Source organism: Paenibacillus sp. FW126-R14 (genome assembly GCF_058789495.1).
Genome location: NZ_JBYTBS010000010.1, coordinates 146119 through 168045 on the forward strand (window position 1 = coordinate 146119; position 21927 = coordinate 168045).

Annotated in this window: 20 protein-coding genes, 2 tRNA genes, 2 rRNA genes, 1 pseudogene and 1 riboswitch; of the genes and pseudogenes, 8 read left to right on the forward strand and 17 right to left on the reverse strand. The window is 47.8% G+C overall.

Going from position 1 to position 21927, the window contains the following annotated elements; translation table 11 throughout:
- Window positions 1–67: 67 nt before the first annotated feature.
- The 5 genes from spoIIR to AC3WRW_RS10020 all read right to left on the reverse strand — a co-directional run bounded on the left by spoIIR (window position 68) and on the right by AC3WRW_RS10020 (window position 4882).
- Window positions 68–823: a stage II sporulation protein R gene (spoIIR, locus tag AC3WRW_RS10000; RefSeq protein WP_492546173.1), complete on the reverse strand. Its 756-nt coding sequence runs from the start codon at window positions 821–823 to the stop codon at window positions 68–70.
- A gap of 143 nt (window positions 824–966) precedes the next feature.
- Complete coding sequence (gene prmC / locus AC3WRW_RS10005) at window positions 967–1836, reverse strand: peptide chain release factor N(5)-glutamine methyltransferase (RefSeq protein WP_492546174.1); 870 nt, start codon at window positions 1834–1836, stop codon at window positions 967–969.
- 14 nt (window positions 1837–1850) lie between these two features.
- Window positions 1851–2927, reverse strand: a complete 1077-nt coding sequence (prfA, locus tag AC3WRW_RS10010; RefSeq protein WP_492546175.1) for a peptide chain release factor 1 — start codon at window positions 2925–2927, stop codon at window positions 1851–1853.
- Window positions 2928–2959: 32 nt separating this feature from the next.
- The gene (gene ychF, locus AC3WRW_RS10015; RefSeq protein WP_492546176.1) at window positions 2960–4060 is read right to left on the reverse strand and encodes a redox-regulated ATPase YchF; all 1101 of its coding nucleotides are present in this window, start codon (window positions 4058–4060) and stop codon (window positions 2960–2962) included.
- A gap of 78 nt (window positions 4061–4138) precedes the next feature.
- A complete protein-coding gene (locus tag AC3WRW_RS10020; RefSeq protein ID WP_492546177.1) occupies window positions 4139–4882 on the reverse strand; it encodes a PilZ domain-containing protein in 744 nt (247 codons plus the stop codon).
- A 91-nt stretch (window positions 4883–4973) separates the two neighbouring features.
- A riboswitch (cyclic di-GMP riboswitch) is annotated at window positions 4974–5060 on the reverse strand.
- Between the two features lie 259 nt (window positions 5061–5319).
- Between AC3WRW_RS10020 and tadA the strand changes: the two genes are divergently transcribed.
- From tadA to AC3WRW_RS10060, 8 genes and pseudogenes are all read left to right on the forward strand, one after another.
- Window positions 5320–5796, forward strand: a complete 477-nt coding sequence (gene tadA / locus AC3WRW_RS10025; protein ID WP_492546178.1) for a tRNA adenosine(34) deaminase TadA — start codon at window positions 5320–5322, stop codon at window positions 5794–5796.
- Between the two features lie 99 nt (window positions 5797–5895).
- Window positions 5896–5969: transfer RNA gene (locus tag AC3WRW_RS10030), tRNA-Arg, on the forward strand.
- A 1011-nt stretch (window positions 5970–6980) separates the two neighbouring features.
- Complete coding sequence (locus AC3WRW_RS10035) at window positions 6981–8033, forward strand: fibronectin type III domain-containing protein (RefSeq protein ID WP_492546179.1); 1053 nt, start codon at window positions 6981–6983, stop codon at window positions 8031–8033.
- 460 nt (window positions 8034–8493) lie between these two features.
- Window positions 8494–8707 (forward strand): annotated as a pseudogene (locus tag AC3WRW_RS10040) (helix-turn-helix domain-containing protein).
- A 702-nt stretch (window positions 8708–9409) separates the two neighbouring features.
- A complete protein-coding gene (locus tag AC3WRW_RS10045; RefSeq protein WP_492546180.1) occupies window positions 9410–10618 on the forward strand; it encodes an MFS transporter in 1209 nt (402 codons plus the stop codon).
- Window positions 10619–10752: 134 nt separating this feature from the next.
- Window positions 10753–11292, forward strand: coding sequence for a sigma-70 family RNA polymerase sigma factor (locus AC3WRW_RS10050; protein WP_492546181.1), 540 nt, complete (start codon window positions 10753–10755; stop codon window positions 11290–11292).
- On the forward strand, window positions 11289–11723 hold the full coding sequence (locus AC3WRW_RS10055; RefSeq protein WP_492546182.1) for an anti-sigma factor: 435 nt from the start codon (window positions 11289–11291) through the stop codon (window positions 11721–11723). Before AC3WRW_RS10050 ends, AC3WRW_RS10055 begins: the two co-directional genes overlap by 4 nt.
- Before the next feature lie 24 nt (window positions 11724–11747).
- Window positions 11748–12911 (forward strand): hypothetical protein, encoded by a 1164-nt coding sequence (locus tag AC3WRW_RS10060; protein WP_492546183.1) that lies wholly within the window; start codon window positions 11748–11750, stop codon window positions 12909–12911.
- Between the two features lie 256 nt (window positions 12912–13167).
- Here AC3WRW_RS10060 and AC3WRW_RS10065 read toward each other — a convergent pair whose 3' ends face one another.
- The 12 genes from AC3WRW_RS10065 to AC3WRW_RS10120 form a co-directional block, all read right to left on the reverse strand.
- The gene (locus AC3WRW_RS10065; RefSeq protein ID WP_492546184.1) at window positions 13168–13335 is read right to left on the reverse strand and encodes a small acid-soluble spore protein P; all 168 of its coding nucleotides are present in this window, start codon (window positions 13333–13335) and stop codon (window positions 13168–13170) included.
- Window positions 13336–13347: 12 nt separating this feature from the next.
- A complete protein-coding gene (locus AC3WRW_RS10070) occupies window positions 13348–13497 on the reverse strand; it encodes a hypothetical protein (protein WP_492546185.1) in 150 nt (49 codons plus the stop codon).
- Between the two features lie 23 nt (window positions 13498–13520).
- Window positions 13521–13865 (reverse strand): hypothetical protein, encoded by a 345-nt coding sequence (locus AC3WRW_RS10075; RefSeq protein ID WP_492546186.1) that lies wholly within the window; start codon window positions 13863–13865, stop codon window positions 13521–13523.
- Window positions 13866–14102: 237 nt separating this feature from the next.
- A tRNA-Ser gene (locus AC3WRW_RS10080) sits at window positions 14103–14187 on the reverse strand.
- 83 nt (window positions 14188–14270) lie between these two features.
- Window positions 14271–15551 (reverse strand): serine--tRNA ligase, encoded by a 1281-nt coding sequence (gene serS, locus AC3WRW_RS10085; RefSeq protein WP_492546187.1) that lies wholly within the window; start codon window positions 15549–15551, stop codon window positions 14271–14273.
- 91 nt (window positions 15552–15642) lie between these two features.
- The gene (gene pdxT, locus AC3WRW_RS10090; RefSeq protein WP_492546188.1) at window positions 15643–16221 is read right to left on the reverse strand and encodes a pyridoxal 5'-phosphate synthase glutaminase subunit PdxT; all 579 of its coding nucleotides are present in this window, start codon (window positions 16219–16221) and stop codon (window positions 15643–15645) included.
- On the reverse strand, window positions 16221–17102 hold the full coding sequence (pdxS, locus tag AC3WRW_RS10095; protein WP_492546189.1) for a pyridoxal 5'-phosphate synthase lyase subunit PdxS: 882 nt from the start codon (window positions 17100–17102) through the stop codon (window positions 16221–16223). The genes pdxT and pdxS overlap by 1 nt, the downstream gene beginning before the upstream one ends.
- A gap of 118 nt (window positions 17103–17220) precedes the next feature.
- On the reverse strand, window positions 17221–18567 hold the full coding sequence (locus tag AC3WRW_RS10100; RefSeq protein WP_492546190.1) for a D-alanyl-D-alanine carboxypeptidase family protein: 1347 nt from the start codon (window positions 18565–18567) through the stop codon (window positions 17221–17223).
- Between the two features lie 119 nt (window positions 18568–18686).
- Window positions 18687–20144, reverse strand: a complete 1458-nt coding sequence (gene guaB / locus AC3WRW_RS10105; RefSeq protein ID WP_492546191.1) for an IMP dehydrogenase — start codon at window positions 20142–20144, stop codon at window positions 18687–18689.
- Window positions 20145–20299: 155 nt separating this feature from the next.
- Window positions 20300–21523 (reverse strand): putative glycoside hydrolase, encoded by a 1224-nt coding sequence (locus AC3WRW_RS10110; RefSeq protein ID WP_492546192.1) that lies wholly within the window; start codon window positions 21521–21523, stop codon window positions 20300–20302.
- 104 nt (window positions 21524–21627) lie between these two features.
- Window positions 21628–21744, reverse strand: a 5S ribosomal RNA gene (rrf, locus tag AC3WRW_RS10115).
- A gap of 104 nt (window positions 21745–21848) precedes the next feature.
- Window positions 21849–21927, reverse strand: a 23S ribosomal RNA gene (locus AC3WRW_RS10120); the annotation flags it as partial.

Below are 21927 nucleotides of genomic sequence, written 5' to 3' on the forward strand. Positions count from 1 at the left end.
CTCAGGATCCACTTTCCAATACTTTGTCACCAGCTATCATCCTTACTTCCGAATTAAATTCAATTTATTAACTAAACCAGGCAACCACTTTCTTGATCATTTCCCAGACAAAAAACTTCACTTCAGGCTGCGAGCCGGCGGGCTGCACTTGTTCTTTTGTGCTTGATGTGCCTGCTGTGCTTGCCTTAGCTTCTTTACCCTGCTTAACCGTTGTCTGAGCTGCTTTACTGTCTTTGGCTGTTGCCGAAGGTGAAGTTGTGATCTTCTCTTGGCCCTCCGTTTTGGCTACGACAGCCGCTGCCGCCACAGCTTCTCCGGAAACAGAGTCCACAAAGCAAAGCGGCGGAAACAACACACACCACCAGTTCTGACCTTCCCCGCTGCCAATCGTGACGCGAAGCGCTTCGTAATCACCTGCCGGATACACTTCGTTACCGTACATTTTGGTAGGGAAAGGGACTTTGCCAAGCTCAACCGTATGCGTATAAGTATAACCCCGAGCTTCGATCATTTGCCCGACAAGCGCATCGAACTCCGGTAAATGAGCCGTTACCACCGCTCTCGCTTCATCCAGTGAGTGAGGTCCAATAACCCAATCCTGCATACGCGCAATAATCGCATCTCGAATTTCACGCTTTAGCGCCTGATCTTGCGCAGAGTCCGAATTTGCTAGAATCCGCAGGCGAATAGATTCTTCCGGTATCGTAGGCGAAATCACCGCCGCATTCGTACGATTGGATTCCCAACTAGTAATCATAACAATAAGTGCAAAAGCCACGAATAATAAATGTTTAAATGAATGACGATCCGTTCTTTTTACCATAAGGAAAAGCCCCTTTCCTTTCGCTTCTACTAGCCAGTATAGGCAAAAAGAGGAGAGGCTAAACCTAGTAATCTATTTAAATTTGATAGGATTGATAGAGTCGCTTGCCGGGCTCGGTTGCAGCGGGGATTCCCTGAGCTGAATCATAGGAGCGCCCGGATCGCGATCACATGGCGATCGATCCCCTGCAGATCCGGCACGAACCGGATCTGCTCCCAATCCGCGGCGGCCCGCAGCATCGCCGCGACAGCCTCCGCCTGCCCGATGCCGACCTCGAACCCGACCACGGTCGGGATTCGCGGCAGCAGCGGCAGCTGCCCAATCATCCGGCGGTATAAGTCGAGTCCCTCGACACCGCCGAATAAAGCTGTGTGCGGCTCGAACAGCCGCACCTCCGGCATCAGCGCCGGGAGCTCGCCATCAGGAATATACGGTGGGTTGGACACCAGTATATCCGGAGCGATCCGGCGCTTGATATAGGGCTCGAGGAGGTCGCCCTCGAGCCACTCCACCCGCGCAGCCACGCCGTGCCGCTGCGCGTTCGAGCGGGCCATCTCCAGCGCTGCCGCGGAGATGTCGCTGCCGGCCACGCGCCAGTCCGGGCGCGCGTGAGCCACGGTCACCGGGATGATGCCACTCCCGGTGCCCACATCCGCAAGCAGCGGAGCACCTTGCGGGAACAGACGCGAGCCCTCGTGGAGCAAAGCTTCCACGAGCAGCTCCGTCTCCGGCCGCGGAATCAGCACGGCCGGGCTCACCGCAAACGGAAGGCCGTAAAAATCCTGCTCGCCGGTAATGTACTGCACCGGCTCGCCCGCGGCCTTCCTCTCTACAAGCTGGCGCCAGGCATCCGCCAGCTCCACCGGAAACTGTTCCTGGAAACGGAACAGCAGTTCTGTCCTGCTGCAGCCAAGCAGGTGCTGCAGCAAAAGCTCCACACAGGAAGCTGCTTCCGCTACGCCCAGCTTCCCTAAAAAAGAAGAAGCCTCTACATAGGCTTCTCTAATCGTCATCGAGGCAGTCGGCATCACATTGCCTGCTCCCCTTTATCTAAAGCATCGGACTGTGCAGCAATGGTTAGTGCGGACACAATCTCCGCCATATCCCCGTTTAGAACAGTTTCCAAACGATGCAAAGTCAAGCCGATCCGGTGATCCGTAATCCGGCTTTGCGGGAAGTTGTACGTGCGAATTCGCTCCGAACGGTCTCCCGTTCCAACCTTGCTCTTGCGCTCGCCCGCGTATTTCGCTTCCTCTTCCTCGCGCATCTTATCCGAAATCCGCGCGCGCAGTACGCGAAGCGCTTGCTCCTTATTGGAGTTTTGCGATTTGCCGTCCTGACACGTCGCAACGATGCCCGTAGGCACATGCGTTACGCGAACCGCTGATTTCGTCGTGTTAACGGACTGACCGCCTGCTCCGCTGGAGCAGAACGTATCTACGCGAATATCCGCATCATGAATGACAATCTCAACATCTTCCGCTTCCGGCATCACAACAACCGTGGACGTTGATGTATGAATACGTCCGCCTGATTCTGTTACTGGAATACGCTGTACACGGTGCGCTCCGCTCTCAAACTTCAGCTTGCTATAAGCGCCTTTGCCCGTAATCATGAAAATAATCTCTTTGAACCCGCCCAAATCATTGACGGAAGCATCGAGAATTTCCGTTTTCCACCCTTGCCCGTCCGCATAACGCGTATACATCCGGTACAAGTCGCCTGCGAACAGCGCAGCTTCATCGCCGCCTGCCGCTCCGCGAATTTCAACGATGACGTTCTTATCGTCATTCGGGTCTTTTGGCATCATGAGCACTCTAAGCTGTTCTTCTAGATTAGCAGACTGTTCGCTTAGCTCTTCGATCTCCATTTTCACCATTTCACGCATTTCATCGTCCAGCTTCTCGTTCTGCATCGCTTTCGCGTCTGCCAGCTGCTCGGTCACGCTCTTATATTCATTATAAGCATCGTAGGCTTCCTGAAGATCAGATTGTTCCTTCGAATACTCTCTAAGCTTCTTCGTGTCACTCGTTACATCCGGGTCACACAGCAGTTCGCTTAATTTCTCATAGCGGTCCACAATGGACTGAAGTCGATCCAACATAACGGATCACTCCTTTCTTTATTTTTTATGGTTTACACATTAAATCTGAAATGCATAACGTCGCCGTCATTCACCACGTACTCTTTGCCTTCCAGGCGCACTTGGCCTTTTTCCTTCGCGCCATTCATGGAGCCGGCCGTTACCAAATCCGTATAAGACACAACTTCGGCACGAATAAATCCGCGCTCGAAATCCGTGTGAATCACGCCAGCCGCTTGAGGAGCTTTCGTTCCTTTGCGGATCGTCCAAGCTCTTACTTCCTGCACCCCGGCCGTAAAATACGTATATAAGCCAAGCTTGCGATAAGCTGCTTTAATCAATCTATTCAAGCCGGACTCTTGAAGTCCCAACTCTTCCAGGAACATCGCTTTTTCTTCGTCCTCGAGTTCAGCAATCTCGGACTCTACCTTCGCGCTGATCGAAACAACTTCGTTGTTTTCTTTCGCCGCGTACTCCTGAACGATTTTGACGAACGGATTCTCATCCGCTGTTGCCACTTCATCTTCACTCACGTTTGCCGCATAAAGCACAGGCTTCATGGTCAGCAAATGAAGATCGCGTACAAGCAGCTTCTCATCGTCGCTTAAATCAATGCTGCGCGCCGGCAGATCGTTATAGAGAGCTTCCTTGATGCGTTCCAGACACTCAACCTCGGCTACAACCTTCTTGTCGCCGCCTTTCAGGTTTTTGCGGGAGCGCTCGATCTTCTTCTCTACGGATTCAATGTCAGCCAAAATCAATTCGAGATTAATCGTCTCGATATCGCCAATCGGATCCACTTTACCGGATACGTGGGTAATATTATCATCCTCAAAACAACGGACAACATGCACGATCGCATCCACTTCACGAATGTGAGCCAAAAATTTATTTCCAAGCCCTTCGCCTTTGCTCGCACCCTTTACCAAACCCGCAATATCAACGAATTCAAAGGCTGTCGGGACAATGCTTTTAGGGACAATCATCTCTACCAGCTTGTGCAATCTCTCGTCCGGTACTTCAACTACCCCGACATTCGGATCTATCGTACAGAACGGATAGTTCGCAGATTCTGCCCCCGCCTGTGTAATTGCATTAAACAATGTCGATTTTCCTACGTTCGGTAGACCGACGATACCTGCTTTCAAAGCCATTGTAGTTACAACTCCTTAATTTTCGAAAATCATCCTTCTTATTATATAGTACTTGGAACGCAAAAAAAAGCCTGAAGGCTACTGATTAGCCGCAGACTTTTTTTCCAGCGCTTTTTTCGTTTCATTTTCCCGCTTCTGGACGAAGTAGGTTTCGATCTGATTTTTTAAAATAAAGCCGCGCAGCGCGTTCGTTTTCTGTTCCGGTATGGCGGTAAAGCTTGCCCCGTAGTAATAGCCTTCATTCGTTTTTTCCTGCCGGACAATTTCCATTGTACATGGCACCAAAAAGCCCAAAATCAACTCCACTTCAAGCTGGGAATGCTTTTGTATGACCTTTTCAAGCATAGCATTCTCATTGATTGTGAAACCTAGGCCGTTGACGGATATATTTTTGATAGAGAACCGGATTGGATCATCGAATTGATGCTTATTTCGCTTATTTTTGTCTTGAAGTCCGAAAAGCAGCCCCTCATTCTTCACATCCACGCGAGGGAACTCCCTTTTCTCCGTAAACTTCCTGCGGTTTTCAGGCGGATTCAGGACAATGAGAGAGCCCTGCTCCTTGGCCACGACCGTTGTCTCCATGACAAACAGCCCGGACCTCGTATACACGGTCATTTTACATTTATCGCCCAGCGCAAAATTATCATATTCCGGCAGCTCCACCTCGATAATATCGCCGAGCGCATAAGTAAGCACGCCTGTGGCTACGAAATCGTCCTTGCTCAGCATCGCCTTGCTTTCAATCATGACTTCAGCATCGTACCCTTCTTTGCTGCCGTAAAACTTCATAGCTTTCTGCCTGCTCGCCATTTTGTTCATCAACACCTTCCTCCGTGCTCCGTATATAAAAAATAGACTGCCCCTTTACCGCGGGAACAGCCTATTACCTCAACCCAAAAAAGCATCGATTTTCGGTAACCAGGCTGTCATAGTTCCATGGAACGGTAGACCCTCAGCTTTGCGTCCTTGCCTTTCGGCAAGTTTGCCATTATCGAACCCTGCAAATGAAATTTATACATATCTCGTTCTTTATGGTCTAAAAGACCTACGTTATCTCTCATTATACGGATGGCTGATCTTATTATCAACTAAATCCCTTGCATACGGATTGTATTTGTTGTATGAATGTTAAAAGAATTACATATCCACAACTTTTTAAGTTATACACATTGTTATCCACAGGTTGTTAACAACGAATATTTGTTCGATTCTTTGTACACATGTGGATAAGATTATTTTTAGCGAGGTGTCCCCCTGTGGATGAACATAATGAGCATAATGAACATATTCTCTGGATGAAAGCAGCTATTGAAGAAGCACGCAAAGCCGAAGCCATTCGCGAGGTGCCCATCGGCGCCGTTGTTGTCCATCAAGGTCAAATTATCGGCCGCGGCTACAATCTTCGCGAAACCACGCTGGATCCTCTGGCTCATGCTGAAATGATTGCCATTAAGCAGGCTAGCGAGCACCTGCAAGCTTGGCGTTTGCTCGATTGCAAGCTCTACGTCACGCTGGAGCCTTGTCCGATGTGTGCGGGAGCCATCGTCCAAGCGCGGGTTCCGCAGGTGATCTACGGTACGACCGATCCCAAAGCCGGCTGCGCGGGAACGCTGATGAACCTGCTGCAGGAGGACCGGTTCAATCACCGGGTCGATGTGGTCAGCGGCGTGCTGCAGGCGGAGTGCGCTACTATGCTGACGCAGTTTTTCCGCAAGCTGCGGGGGAAGGAGTAGGCGCTCCCGCGAGAATATTTTTTAGCGGCACTAGATTTACACGCTGCCGCCCAAAAGGTTGCACCGCACAAGGCTTCGTGCTATCATAATCCTTGCTATGCGCCCGTAGCTCAGCAGGATAGAGCAACAGTTTCCTAAACTGTAGGCCGGATGTTCGAATCATCTCGGGCGCGTTTGCTTAGAAATCCGCGGTAGGTCAACGTTTAGCTAACATTGAGCTCAGCGGAAGGAGAACGTAAGGCATACAGTCTGTACACGAAAATTTGCGGAACTATATGCCGGAAATTCACCGTTTAAATACCCGTTTCATGTGACCCTTTACGGAATAACGTAAGGGGGTTTTCGTTATGAGTAATGTTGATCCGCGGAAAGGTAAATCAATCGCTAGTGGATGCCGAAATGTGGACGTAGTGCCTTCGTATGGTCTTGAAAGTGCGTTCCATTTGTTTTGATGTTGCTAAGAAGGCGGAGGGCATGCGCGAGAGAACGTTGGGGAGTTATGTATTATACTGGGGTTATTTTCGCGAATGGATCGGTCAAACTTGTCCACAACTAGTGGATATTGGCGCGATCACAACCGAAGTTGTCCGCGATTACGTTAGATTTATGAGCACTAAGCTTAGACGCGATATAGAGGACGCTCCCAACTTGTCGCCTTACACTATTGCGTTTCAGCTGCGAGATTTGAGGACCATATTTAACTTTTTGTTTTTGGCACGTGAAAAGAAGTTCATATCAATCCAGTCAAGAACGTTAAACAGCCGTGCTTTGATCACAAAGAGTAAGCGACGCTCAGTCCGGATCAGCTTAAACAGTTACTTGCGGCAATTGATACAAGCACGTTTGCTGGGTTTCGCGATAGGACATGCCTACTTCTGATTGCAGACGGCGGTTTTCGTATACTCGAGGCACTACGCTTTGAACTCTTCGCGGCCGCATTATCGCAGGCGACCGTCACAATGAGTGCGTGCGGTAACCTCGAAAATGGCGGCATTATACGCGAATAATGCGGGGAAATCGTGAGGATTGGCGACTTTGCTTCGCGCGTAGTATGTACGAGCTACGTGAAATTAACTAATAAAATACATATATTATATTATTTTACTGTAAATGTTTAGACATATTATGTTTAATAACGTAAAATTCACCGAGTAACTTATTTTTAGAAAAAGGTGGAATTTACTTTGAAAAACAGATTGAGAATTGCAATTTTTCTTTTAGTAATTTCATTGTTATTACCTGTAGTAAGTGCTAAAGCGGCAACTAACTACACGGGCGGTCTACTTGATGGGAAACCAGGGAAGGTTATGAACACCTCAGATCTTGAGGAGCCTGTAGTAGGATACGTTGTGAAAGAAGCAAAGTATAACGCTGCTTCCGAATCAACTACATTGCTGACGGATAACAACGAATCAACACTAAATAGAATTATGGGCTATGGAATTAATAAAAGCATGGTTCTTTACAAATTGGACGCGGATGCTGAGTTGACGTCATTCCGTTTAAAGTCATCTTTAGGTACAAACGTCTCGATGATGCTTTTTAAAAGTGATGGTAGCTACTTAGGAAACTACATAGACAGTGGTCACACAACTGATGGCCGATTACTTACTCTTTCCACAAAAAAACAAGGTGTCCGCTATGTAGCTCTTGTGAGTAGAAATTATGGGCAAGAAGACGATGTTTTTGAATTTAACGTCTACGGTACATTAGCTATTCCAGTCGACACTACGCCGCCAATAGCACCACTCGGACTTAATGCAACTGCTGGCAATACTCAAGTAAGTTTATCATGGACAGCTAATGCGGAACCCGACATTTCGAGTTACAAGATATATAAAGACGGAATTCTCCTTACTACAGTAGCAACAAATAACTTTCTTGTTACAAATCTAACGAATGGTACGCTATATACGTTTCAAATAAGTGCGGTAGATACTGCCGGTAATGAATCCGTAAAAAGTAATGTTGCATCCGCGACTCCAACGGCACCCGTAACAGCCGGACGAGCCCTACTCGTTGTCACGTTAACTAGCGGACTCGAAAAGGAGTATGATCTCCCTATGACGGACGTTAACGCGTTTATCGCGTGGTATAATGGACGTGCGACAGGTACTGGATCGGAAATATACACGTTTAATAAAACGTATAACCTTGCGAAGTTTATCAGCCGCAAAGATTATGTCGCGTTCGATAAAATTGAAACGTTCGAAGTTAACGAATATAATCCAAATTAATATAACGAAAAATAAACGTCAGTGTAACGGAGTGATTCCGCTGCGACTGGCGTTTATTTTATATTTAGTCCTTTAAGAACTCTTTGTCTAATAATATGTAATATAATTCCCCGTCATAACCGAGTGCAACTAATCGTTCCTCATAATCGAAAAACACATCTTGAATGTCTTCCATTTCTTTGACGCTAAATTCTAACGTATTTTGTTAATCATCTGATTGCTCATACTAAGTCTCCTCATTAGTTAACTTTTCGCGCTCTATGGTAATTAGACGTGTTGCCTTTACTCTGTTGAGACGGTAATTATAGGTAATGACATCAGTCACTTTAGGCACTTTCATACGACGACGTCGTCGCTTTTATCGCTTGCCCTTCGCCCACACTACGCGTATAATTACGAATATACGTTCGAACAATATTCCCAGAGGTTGATACGTTATGAATGCAGCGCCCCCAATTCATTGACTATCCGTTCTAATTTAAAACCACTTATAGACGCTCGTAACCTGTCCATACGTCAAGTCGCACAAGATATCGATTACCGATCCGAATCCGTTCGTCAACTATATTAATGATGAAATGGAACGCTATCCGCGTGAGCTTCTAGCGAAACTTTGCGCATACCTTGACGTTACGCCTACGGACTTATTAATACTCGTAAATGGCACAGAGTAAATCGTGCCATCGTTCACAAATAGAATGCTCTGGACGAAAAAAGACGGCAACTGATCTAACAGAAGCCGTCTTCTTCTTATTTATCGGTAAAACTCCGTTGATCTCCGCTAAGTCTTCGTGATGCTTATCCGTTCGACTAAAATAGTTCCCGCCGCATATAGGTAATTCCTCCAGTTGCAAACTTTTTATAGTCTATCCACATGTGAATAGACTATCCACATATCCCGGTAAACAAATCAGCACTATCAACATGAGCACAAGTAAGGCCTTTTTCAGACGATATTAACAACCAAAAAGAGGGAGGATCTCAACAAGTGGACAGGGGTTCTCGGAGGGGGAGGGTCTTAGACAATAGCACATCCTATGTTGTACTTTGTGCAATAAAATGACTGAAATCCAGCCATAACGCTCATCTTCATTGTACTATGTACAACGTTTTGGAGGGGGAGGAGTGGTTTTCGAAGTACAGAGGTCAAAATAAGTGTACTTTGTGCAATGAAGATGACGATGGAGAGGAAAAAACCGCTTCTGCATTGTACAAAGTACAACAGAGTCCGTATTTTTGCGTGAAAAAGGGATGATCCGCCGCGCAAAAAAGAAGGAGGTGCCGCGCGCTGCCTTATTTTGCAACCATCCTGTCATAGCCTTGCTACAGACGATGTTCTATAATAAACGGTAGATTAGGTAGGAAAGGAGCACCCCGTGACAATTAACAAAATTCCAAGCTCTTATCGCATTCCTTTATTTTGCGCAGTTACGCTGCTGTTCTGGATGTCCATGTATACGAGCGTTCCCATCATGGCGCCTTATGTGGAGTTCCTTGGCGGGAATCACCAACTGGCGGGATGGATCGTTGGCATGTATGGGATTTCCCAAATGCTGCTGCGCATTCCCGTAGGCATCATGTCGGACCGCTTTCATAAACGGAAGCTTTTTATTACATTCGGGTTGTTTTTTACAGCCATTGGCGGACTCGGCCTCTATATCACCCACGATTTCACGTGGATTCTGATTCTCCGGGCTTTGGCGGGGGCAGCCGCGGCAACATGGGTCGACTTCACCGTCTTGTTCACGAGCTACTATAAGCATGAGGAGTCCACGAAAGCGATCGGTACGATCTCCTTTTTCAACTCCTTAGGCCAGGTGCTCGGCATTCTATCGGCCGGATGGGCGGCAGACTCGCTCGGCTGGGAGGCAGCTTTCATTTTAGGAGCGCTGCTGGGGCTGCTCGGATTCGTCGGTTCTTTCTTTTTGATCGAAAAAATAGAGCCCGATGCGCCGAAAATTACGCTGCGGGGGATAGGAGACGTCGCCACAGACCGTACGCTCCTCTTCGTGTCCTTGCTTGCCATTTTGTCGCAGGTGCTGATCTTCGCTACGGTCTTCGGGTTTACTCCCGTATACGCCACATCGTTAGGCGCCGATAAGTTCTCGCTATCCATGCTTTCGTTATTTGCCAATGTGCCTGTTGCACTGGCTTCCTTATTCGGCGGACGCAAATGGGCAGCCAAATACGGAGAGAAACGAATGGTTGTTTGGGGCTTTATTCTCATGGGGGTATTTACCTTTACGATCCCTTTTACGCATCATTTATGGGTGCTTATGATAACGCAGGCTTTTGCCGGCTTTGGACGGGGACTTTCTTTTACACTGCTCATGGGAATGAGTATTAAACATATGCCTGCCGAAAAGCGGGCGACGGCGATGGGCTTTTTCCAAGCGATCTATGGATTGGGGATGTTCGTTGGCCCTGTGCTGATGGGCGTGATCGGGGATTGGTTCTCTTTGAATCAAGGCTTTATCGTGCTAGGCGTCCTTGGTGTGATCAGCGCTCTGTTGTCTCAATGGTTCGTACGAAGTACGCCTAAGATGTCCGCGGTCAAGTCCAGCAGCTCTACCGCTGCGCTTTAACTGATAGAAGAGCGGATCGTAACGATTCGTTCTTTTCTTTTGCCTGAAGTGCAGGGTTGGGCATCGTCGCCTGCGTCTATTCATGCGGAGAGGAGGAGAAGCACATTCAGGAACAAGAGCTTGTAACACGCATATTGAATGGTGATGAGGCGGCATTCCGGGAACTTGTTGCGACTTATCGTCAATACTTGTTCCAAACCATTTATGCCATCGTACGCCATACGAAGGATGCCGAGGATATATCGCAGGATGTCTGGTCCCGAATTTTCTTCTCCCTCCCCCAGTACCAGATGAAAGGGCTTAAAACCTGGATGACCCGCATTGCGGTGAACCGGGCTATTGACTTCAAACGATCGGCCAACAGGCGAAGGGAAGATATGACTGCAGAGATGGAAGTTCCGATCCAAGAAGGCCAGACCTCGGGGACTCATCCGTTCTCTTCAAATGGTGTGGAACATGAGGTGCTGACGAAGGAGACCACCGAGCTCGTTCGCCGGAAACTTCACCAAATTCCCGCCAATTACCACGAAGTATTAACGGCCTATTATATTCATCATCAATCGTACCAAGATATTGCTAATGCCCACGGGGTGACGGTGAAAACGATCGAATCCAAGCTGTACAGGGCCAAGCAGTGGCTTCGCAACAACTGGAAGGAGGAGGATTTCTTGTGAAACACTATGATGAACAAGCCTGGAGCCAATATATCAATGAGCAGCTGCCACCGAATGAATTAAGTGAAATGGAACAACATCTATACGGATGTGATGATTGCTTGGCGCTGTATATGATCTGTATGGAGCAAATGACGGCGGCGCTGCCCCTTATGGATGTCGAGGAGCACAAGTATGTAGATGCCATACTCACACGTACGATAGGAACCAAACGTTCCCGGAACCGCTCTACGATGCTGCATTACGGGATTGCGGCGGCGGCGACGCTGATTCTGGCGGCTACCGGCTTTTTTCACGGATTATCGCAGGAGTTGGGACCTCGAAGCGCGCTGCAACCCGCTCCTCCTTCCGAATTAAAAATCGATCAACCGATCTCGGATAAACTATTAAATAGAACGCTAAGTTGGCTGGATACTCTGCAGAACAAATAAACCACAAGGAGGTTTACAACTTAAATGCCAAACAAAAGCAGCCTCGTCGCTTTCCTGTTGTCCTTCATCCCCGGAGCGGGTCATCTCTATATGAATCGAATCTTTCGCGCCGTACTTTACGGAGCAGGGTTCTTTGGTCCCTTATTTCTCCTTTTCGTTGGCGTCGCTGTTTTCCATGCGCATGATAAATCCCTGATTCTCCTTCTCCTCTTCGCAGCCCTCGTAGGGATCGCGAATATGGTGGATATGATCATCTTCCTGCTGCGCCCTCAGCCTTATTACGGGCCGCAGGGAGCGCCTTACGGAGGTGACCCTTATATGCACACGTCCGCTTGGGAGCCAAACCCTTATGCCGCTCATGCTGCCGCACAACAAGAAAGAACGAGGGTCATGCTGCTCTCCTTCGTCCCTGGTCTCGGCCATTTCCAACTGGGTCTTATGCAGCGCGGATTGACCGCGATGGTATCCTTCTTCGGGGTTGCCGTTCTCGTCTTTTTCATCACCATGATGACCCATAATAACAGCTTCGTTGCTTTTCTCTTAGCTATGCCGGTCTTATGGTTTTATACGATGTTCGATGCGTTAAAGCAGCAAGAGCGCAAACAAGCGGGCTTCGAGCTTACGGATCGCAGTCTCTTCGATGACTTTCATCTAGGCGATGATAACGGTCGCAAGAACCGGACCTTGGCGACAATTATCGCTATTTTCCCAGGTGCCGCACACTTGTATCTGTCGATGAATAAAAGAGGCATTCAATTGATGGCGATTTTCTTGTTCTCCATTTATGTGCTGGATGTGCTGCGGCTGTCCCTTTTCTTCTTCCTGATCCCGATTCTGTGGTTTTTTAGCTTCTTCGATGCCTTACAGAGCATCTCGAAATATGAGAACGGTTCGCTCATAGATAAACCGATCGTCGAAAACTGGGCTGCGCACCACCGATCCATCGGCTTTGTCCTTATCCTGCTCGGCGGCTACTACGTATTTAAGGAAGTCATTGTCCAGTTTCTATATCAGATGTTCCCGAATAATTACTTGTACTGGATAAACAATTTCGGACAAACGCTAATCGTAGCTGTAATTCTCATCGGCGGCGGCATCAAATTGCTACTTTATCGGAAAATGGGACCTACTCAGGCAGAGCCGACTTCAGCTCCTTATTCGCCAGACGAAAAAAAGAACCCTTTTTAAGGGGTTCTTTTTTTGTCGGTGTTTTTTGGGTTTCTTTTAAACATGTTACACATAAACCTTTAGGAAAATCTGCTTATAAAACACGGTACGTGTCTTTGGCACATCCCCTCCAGCCTGATTATAACAGGTATGAAAGTCCTCTTTGCAACGGTTTTTGTTTCGCGGAATACTCCAACGGAACCACACCTCTCTGCTCACCGACAAGATATAGTATGTCCGGCTTGGCGATCTTTAAACATTGTCCGGAGAACAATTTTTAATGACCGTGCCCCGCTCCTTCGCCATGCCCATTATTCCTCGAATGGTTACGGTTCTTCACTTTCTTCGATCCCGAAAGAGGATCCTGCTGCTGTTTGCCCTGGTTATTCCGGGTTGATTGGTTTTGAGACGGATCCGCTACTCCATAAGCATCTGGCTTCATCATCATCATTCCTCTCTAGTTTCCTTTATGATTCAGAGCATCTTGATGTCTATGATCATTTACTTGCTGCTGCACCTGCTGAGCATGATGACTGTTCACAGGAGCCGCTTCGAAATCTTTGGCAACATTTTGCAAATTTTTATCCGGAGCTTTTTGCTTTGTCATGTGATTGAACTCCCCTCCGCAGTTTAAGCGTGTGTAACTCTGTGCAAGACTTGTGCGCATTCATGAATGTGGCGAACATAGTCATCCACCAAATTTTGAACGACATCACCGGTTTCATCAATGTGAGTAGTGCCCTGCTGCACGTCCATCAGTTCCACATTAACCTCTCTGGCATCCACGTAATTGACTTTAAAATCGAAGTTGTAACCCGAGTGCCCTCCCGCTTCAATATGAACCCTAACGGTCTGAGCATCGGCTTCATCGGCCCATACGCGTGCCTGATCGGTAGGCTGCAAGGTCGTAGGGAGAACATTTGCCCACTCTTGTACCAATTCCGCTTGATCGATTGTCAGCTTCTCATTGCTCATAGGTAACACCTCCACATTGTTTAAAATGCGGAAGGCGCCCGGCTTTTATCCATGTAAAAAAACAACAACTGCGGTACAGTTCAAATCGCCGCCATTGGTGTAAATAGCGGACTATTGTTGTCATTAGCAACTTGCGGAACAAATAAAAAACGCACCAGACCGTGTATTCAACAGTCCAGTGCGTTTCAGCGCTTTATGCCCCATGTAGTTAAACTATTGGGGGTATTACCATGGTTACGGAGAGGGTGGGATTCGAACCCACGGAGGCTTGCACCTCGGCGGTTTTCAAGACCGCTGCCTTAAACCACTCGACCACCTCTCCACGATAGGTGTCCCCTGTAGAGGAGACAACCTTGTGCAGTGACAAAAAGCATTGTATCACATAATCCCGATAATACGCAAGTACTATTTTTTCGCGATTACTTTTACGTTGTTCATGTAAGGAATAAGAACTTCAGGCACCTTGATCGAGCCGTCAGCTTGCTGATAATTCTCGAGAATCGCCGCAACGGTGCGTCCGAGCGCCAAGCCTGAACCATTCAGGGTATGTACGAATTCCGGTTTCGCCTTAGCGTCCCTGCGGAAACGAATGTTCGCTCTGCGGGCTTGGAAATCCTCGAAGTTGCTGCAAGATGAGATTTCACGGTATGCGCCGCTGTTTGGAAGCCATACTTCCAAGTCAAACGTTTTGGCCGACGTGAAGCCAATATCACCCGTACATAGGGATAATACCCGGTAAGGGAGCTTCAACAGCTGTAAAACGCGCTCAGCGTGCCCTGTGAGCTTCTCCAGCTCATCATAGGAGTCTTCGGGCTTAACGATTTTAACGAGCTCAATTTTGTTAAATTGATGCTGTCTGATCAAGCCGCGTGTGTCTCTTCCGGCTGACCCGGCTTCCGAGCGGAAACAAGCGCTGAAAGCGACGAAATTAACAGGCAGCTGCTCGGTTGTCAAAATATCTTCCCGGTGGTAGTTCGTAACCGGCACTTCTGCCGTAGGAATTAGGAAATACTCCGAATTCTCCACTTTGAAAACATCTTCCTCAAACTTCGGAAGCTGACCGGTACCCGTTAAACTATCGCGGTTAACGATATACGGCGGCAGCATTTCCTCATAGCCATGCTCATCGCTGTGCAGGTCCATCATGAAGTTGATTAGGGCACGCTCTAGTCTTGCGCCGAGCCCTTTGTAGAAAACGAAACGCGAACCCGTTACCTTCGCCGCCGCTTCGAAATCAAGGATGCCCAGCTCTTGCGCTACTTCCCAGTGTGGCTTCACTTCGAAATCGAATTGCGGAATTTCGCCAACACGGCGCAATTCTACATTCTCTTCTTCGGATCGGCCTACAGGGACGCTAGGATGGGGCATATTCGGGATGGAGAGGAGCACTTGTTGCAAGGACTCGTCCAGCACGCGAATCTCGTCATCCAGCTCTTTAATGCGGTCTCCGACCACTTTCATTTCTTGAATCAGCTCATCGGCATTCTCGCCGGACCGCTTGCGTACCGCCACCTCTTGGGAAACGGTGTTGCGGCGATTTTTGAGCTGCTCAGTTTCTTGCAGAAGCTCTCTGCGTTTTAAATCTAATGCAGTGAAACCGCTTAGCTCTTCAATCTGCTTACCACGGTTCTGCATCGCAGCTTGTACAGCTGCCAAATCGTTTCGAAGTAACTTTACATCAAACAAGGAGATTCCTCCGTTAGCGCAAAATGGTTGTATATGGAAGCAAGCACCCTTACCGGAATTTCCGGTGAAATCAAGGTGCTTGTACCATCAATTATGCTTGACTTTGCTTTACCATATCTAAGAAGTAGCTGTGCAGACGGAAATCGTCTGTCAGCTCAGGGTGGAACGAGGCCGCAAGAAGATGTCCTTGCTGCGCCGCGACGATTTGGCCGTCATACGTAGCCAATACATCCACACCGGGTCCCACTTTCTCAATCAGCGGGGCACGGATGAACACCGCGCGAACGTTCTCGTCAATGCCTTTGATCGGCAAATCCGTCTCAAAGCTTTCGCGTTGACGGCCAAACGCGTTGCGAGCCACCGTAATATCCATCAGCTCAAGATGAGCTTCCGGCTGTCCGGTGATCTCCTTCGCGATGACAATCAACCCTGCGCAGGTGCCGAAGATCGGCTTGCCTGCCGCAGAAAATTCCCGAAGCGCATCGATAAAGCCATACGTGCGCATCAGCTTGCCAATTGTCGTACTCTCTCCGCCAGGTAGAATAATGCCATCAAGGTCGGCAAGCTGCTCCGTACGCTTTACGACGACGCCCTCAGCGCCTGCCTTCTCGATGCCGCGAATATGCTCCGCTACCGCGCCCTGAAGCGCGAGAACCCCAATCTTCGTCATTACCAGCCGCGCTCCTGCATACGCTCGGAAGCTTGCAGCTTGGAAATTTCGATTCCCTTCATAGGGGTACCTAGGCCTTTGGAGATTTCTGCGATCAATTTAAAATCTGTATAGTGCGTTACAGCTTCTACGATGGCTTTGGCGAATTTCTCTGGGTTGTCCGATTTAAAAATACCGGAACCTACGAACACACCGTCAGAACCCAAATGCATCATGAGCGCAGCATCGGCCGGAGTTGCCACACCGCCTGCAGCGAAGTTAACAACCGGCAATTTGCCTGTTTCATGAACTTGCAGCATCAATTCGTATGGAGCTCCAAGCGTTTTCGCTTCGAACATCAATTCATCTTTGGACATCGCTTGTACTTTGCGAATTTGCCCTTGAATCATGCGCATGTGGCGCACAGCTTCAACGATGTTGCCTGTTCCTGGCTCACCTTTGGTACGAAGCATGGATGCTCCTTCGCCAATACGGCGCAGTGCTTCGCCAAGATCGCGGCACCCGCAAACGAAAGGAACTGTGAAATCGCGTTTGTTAATGTGAAACACTTCGTCCGCTGGTGTCAAAACTTCACTCTCATCGATATAGTCAACGCCCAGAGATTCCAGGACTTTCGCTTCTACAAAGTGCCCGATTCTTGCTTTCGCCATAACCGGAATGGATACGACTTTCATAACCTCTTCAACGATAGTCGGATCAGCCATACGGGATACCCCGCCAGCCGCACGAATGTCAGCAGGTACGCGCTCTAGCGCCATAACAGCGGAGGCACCAGCTGCTTCTGCGATTTTTGCTTGCTCGGCGTTCATAACGTCCATAATAACGCCGCCCTTTTGCATTTCGGCCATACCTGTTTTAACGCGGGATGTTCCTGTTTCCATTCTTTATTTCCTCCTATACCTGAGTGCGATTTTATACAGTTTCCTACACGATTCGATAGTAAACTTCTAAACAAACATTTTACATGAAGGAGGGGCATTATACAACCCATTATCTGGTCTAGGAGCCACCCTTTATCCCTTTAAACAGGTCGCTGAAGAAGTTTTTGAAAGAACGGAACAACAACCGGATCCAGCTTCCTTTTTCGACATCGTCATTGGCAATAAGATCTACGGTTTTTACTTGTCCATTGTAGTCCACCGTTACTTTGCCGAGCACGTCGCCTTTGGCAATTGGAGCTACCAGTTTGCTCTCTTCCAAGGCTTGTGCCGTAACTTTAAATTCCGTGTCTTTTGCACCTTTTTTCGTTACAAACGTTAACCCGGTTTTAGTTACAACAGGAACTTGCGTTTGAACGCCTTTTTTAATGTTTACGATTTTCAAAGAATCTATTTCTTGTTTCGCATTTAGATATGGTTTAATTTCAAAATTATTGAATCCGTAATCGAGGAGCTTTCTAGTTTCATTGAAACGTTCAGGCTCTGTCTTAGTGCCCATAACAACCGTGATCAGGCGCATCCCGTTTCTTTCAGCAGTCCCTGTAAAGCAGTAGCCGGCATCATCCGTCGAACCTGTTTTCAAACCATCCAGCCCTGGATAAGCATATTTCTTGAAATTTGTATTGGTTGAATTGCCTTCCAGCATCCAGTTCCAGTTGATCATCGGCGTTTTATCGGTCGGTCTGAGCTTCAAAGACGGAATTTTCGTAAATTCTAAAACCTCTTTATGATCCTTCAGGATGTTATAGGCAAGAATTGCCGCATCCCGCGCTGTCATTTTCGTTTCGCCCTCAATGGATTGCGGCGGGTTCTTCAGATCGGCACGGGATAGTCCCGTAGCGCTGATAAAGTGCGCTTTGTCGGACATGCCCAATTGTTTGGCTTTCTCATTCATCATTTTCGCAAAGTTTTCTTCCGATCCGCCCCCGAGCAGCTCGGCAAAAGCCACAGACGCGTCATTCGCGGAATAAATGGACATAGCGTTAAACATATCTTTAAAAGTCAGTGTTTCATTTTCAGCGATTAATTGTCCGGAGCCAATGACAGCGGCGGCATTCTTGGATGCCGTTACTTTCGAATCCCACGTATATTTGCCTTCTTTGATGCTTTCCATGGCAAGATACTCTGTCATCATTTTCGCCATACTAGCAGGCGGCAGCGCTTCATCAGCATTCATTTCATAGAGAACGGCGCCTGTGCTAGCTTCCATGATAATGGCAGATTTGGCGCTGACCTTCAGTTCATTTCCAGTTGTTGCTGTTGTTGCAGTCGTTGGAGCTGTAGTAGCAGCCGGTGCTTTTGTATCAGCGGCAGAAGCCGGTTGTATATGTAAAAGTACGGATTGAGCTATTAAACTAACACCTAACGCCAAAGCAATCTTTTTCTTTGTAAAACTAAAAAATCTCACAACTCCACTCTCCCTAGTCATTTTTATCCCATTTTTATATTGTAACACACCCTATTAGACAAAAAAAAGAAGACGCAGGTTCAAATCCCGCGCCTCCAAATATAACCAAAATGTGACAATTACAAAGAATAGTTCGGAGCTTCCTTAGTAATTTGAATATCATGAGGGTGGCTTTCCTTTAGTCCAGCGCCTGTGATCCGCACGAATTGCGTATCGTGAATCAATTCTTGGATATTACGCGCGCCGCAATAGCCCATGCCTGAACGAAGACCGCCAACGAGTTGATACACGGTGTCCGCCATCGGCCCTTTGTAGGCTACGCGCCCCTCAATACCTTCTGGGACAAGCTTGCTCTCATTCTCTTGGAAATAACGGTCTTTGCTGCCTTCTTTCATCGCACCCAAAGAACCCATACCGCGGTAAACCTTAAATTTACGTCCTTGGAAAATCTCCGATTCCCCCGGGCTTTCATCCGTTCCGGCAAAAAGACTGCCGATCATAACCGCACTTGCCCCAGCGGCAATTGCTTTGACCACATCGCCGGAGTACTTGATCCCGCCATCGGCGATAATGGGAACTCCGAACTCGGCAGCCGCTTGCGCGCAGTCATAGATCGCTGTAATTTGCGGTACGCCGATCCCTGCAATAACCCTTGTCGTACAAATCGATCCCGGCCCGATGCCAACCTTCACCATGGATGCTCCAGCTTGGATCAGATCGCGCGTACCGTCGCCTGTAGCTACATTTCCTGCGATGATAGGAAGATCCGGATATTGCGCTCTAATCTTTTTGACCGTTTCTGCGATATTAATGTGATGGCCGTGTGCTGAATCTACTACGATTACATCTATTCCGGCTTTAACAAGCGCCGCCGCTCTGTCCATAACATCCTTGGAAACACCGACAGCCGCGCCTACCAGCAAACGGCCCTGTGCGTCTTTCGCGGAGTTAGGGAACTGAATGGCCTTCTCAATGTCTTTAATTGTGATTAGACCTTTTAGCTCGAAATTATCGTCGACCAAAGGAAGCTTCTCAATCTTATGCTTCTGCAGAATGCCTTCCGCTTGCTGAAGCGTCGTGCCGACCGGAGCTGTTACAAGGCCTTCCTGCGTCATAACTTCTTTGATTTTGATCGAGTAATCATGCACAAAACGCAAGTCACGGTTCGTAATAATCCCAACCAGCTTATTCGCCTCGTCAACGATTGGCACACCCGATATACGGTACTTCGCCATCAGCTCTTCAGCGTCATAAACGTGATGTTCCTTCGTTAACGAGAAAGGGTTTGTAATAACGCCGCTCTCTGAGCGCTTAACGCGGTCTACATGCTCGGCTTGAAGCTCAATCGGCATATTCTTATGAATAATCCCGATCCCGCCTTCTCTCGCCATTGCAATCGCCAGGGCCGATTCCGTAACAGTATCCATTGCCGAACTAATGAACGGGATATTCAATTTCACATGAGACGCAAGCACCGTCGAAACGTCGATCTCCTTACCGAACACTTCAGACTTCCTTGGCACCAACAGCACATCGTCGAACGTCAAGCCTTCCTTACCAAACTTGTCTTCCCTCACAACACATACTCCTCCTTGAATCACTTTTATTCAAAAACTAGGTCATAAGCAGCCTGCTCATTGTATATGAATGCAATCTTAACAAAAGCCCATTTTTCGTGTCAAGGAAAAGGAACCCTTCAGAGAGCCTCAAGCATCCGAATAAGAACATTCGGTTAACGATAGGTATACAGACTATTTGAATTCCATAATAAAAATTGTTCAACACCCAGCTCCTTAGCTGCTTTAATTTGCTCCTTCACATCCACGTTCCCGTATGTCTTATGCGGTTTTACCCAAGTTGCCGTAAAATCCTGATACCATGGCCTAATTTCAGCGGCAGGAGCACTGGCCTGCATAAGCTTGTCGTTTTTCCCCTTTGCATCAACGATAGCTTTATGAATGACGGCATAGGGCTGTAAATCAGGATATTTTATACCGTACATCCCATTAGAATAATGAGAGGGATACAGCATTGGCGAGATATAATGAACCTGTTTGCTGATCATAGACCAATCTTGCCCTATGCCCATGTCATTGTCGGAGGAGGTAGTTAAGCCAAACACGTCAGCAGACAGATAGGCATGGTCCCCGATGCGATCCTTAGCTTTTTTGAGAAAAGTCTCAATGACCTGTGCCTTTGTCCATTTCTTCGGATTATTGAACTTAACCTCCGCGTCAACCCTTTTGCTGTTTTCGGGGAATCGCACATAGTCGAATTGAACTTCGTCAAATCCTAACTGAGCGGCTTCTTTCGCAATTTGAATATTATAGTCCCATACCTCTTCCTTGTAAGGGTCCACCCAAGCTATTCCTTTGTTATCCTTCCAAACACTGCCTTGATGAGTCTTCATCGCATAATTGCTTTTCTTATTGCTTAAATAGGGATCTTTAAAAACAACAACACGCGCAATTGTATAAATTTGCTTATCCTTTAACCTCCGCAGCGTGCCCTTCATATCGCGAATAATGACGTTGCTGTTAGCTCCAATCTCATTCACCAGAGGCACCGCCGAGGCATATGTAACTTGCCCTGAATCGTTCTTTACATCGATAACCATCGCATTCAAATCCGTTTGATCCACCAAGTTAATCAATTGGTCGAATTTATTCCCTACCGCTGACCAAGCCGATACATAAATGCCTTTGACCACCTTCTTAGCAGGCATTTGCCGCTCGACTGGCGGTTCTGTCGGAGGGATTGCTTGCTTCGGTTCCGCTTCTGCATTAGGAGCAGGCTGCTTCCTCTCGGTAAAGCTGTTTAAGGATTGAAGCGGCGCCTCCATCTCCTCCCTAGCAGCGTCCATCTTGGCCGAACACCCGCTAACGACCACGACTTGTATCACCAAACAACCAAGTAGTAAAACACCTAACCATTTTCGAGCCAAGCATCCACCCATACCAATCCCTCCTTATAGGGCTAGTATGGTTTGTTATGATCCATTGTACTGATGTAAAAAAAAGAGCCTTCTTGGAATTTCTTCCAAAAAGACTCTTTATCTGTGCTTGGCAACGTTCTACTCTCCCAGAACCCTGCGGTTCAAGTACCATCGACGCTGGAGGGCTTAACGGTCGTGTTCGAGATGGGAACGCGTGGGTCCCCTCCGCCATCATCACCAAACAGTCAAAGCGTGATTTGCGCCTTGAAAACTAGATACGAAACTTGCGTAAAGAATATTTGTCATCTACGTTTAGACGTAGCGACTAGCTGCTTAGTCAGCTGTTTTGGTTAAGCCCTCGACCGATTAGTATTCGTCAGCTGCATGCATTGCTGCACTTCCACCTCGAACCTATCAACCTCGTC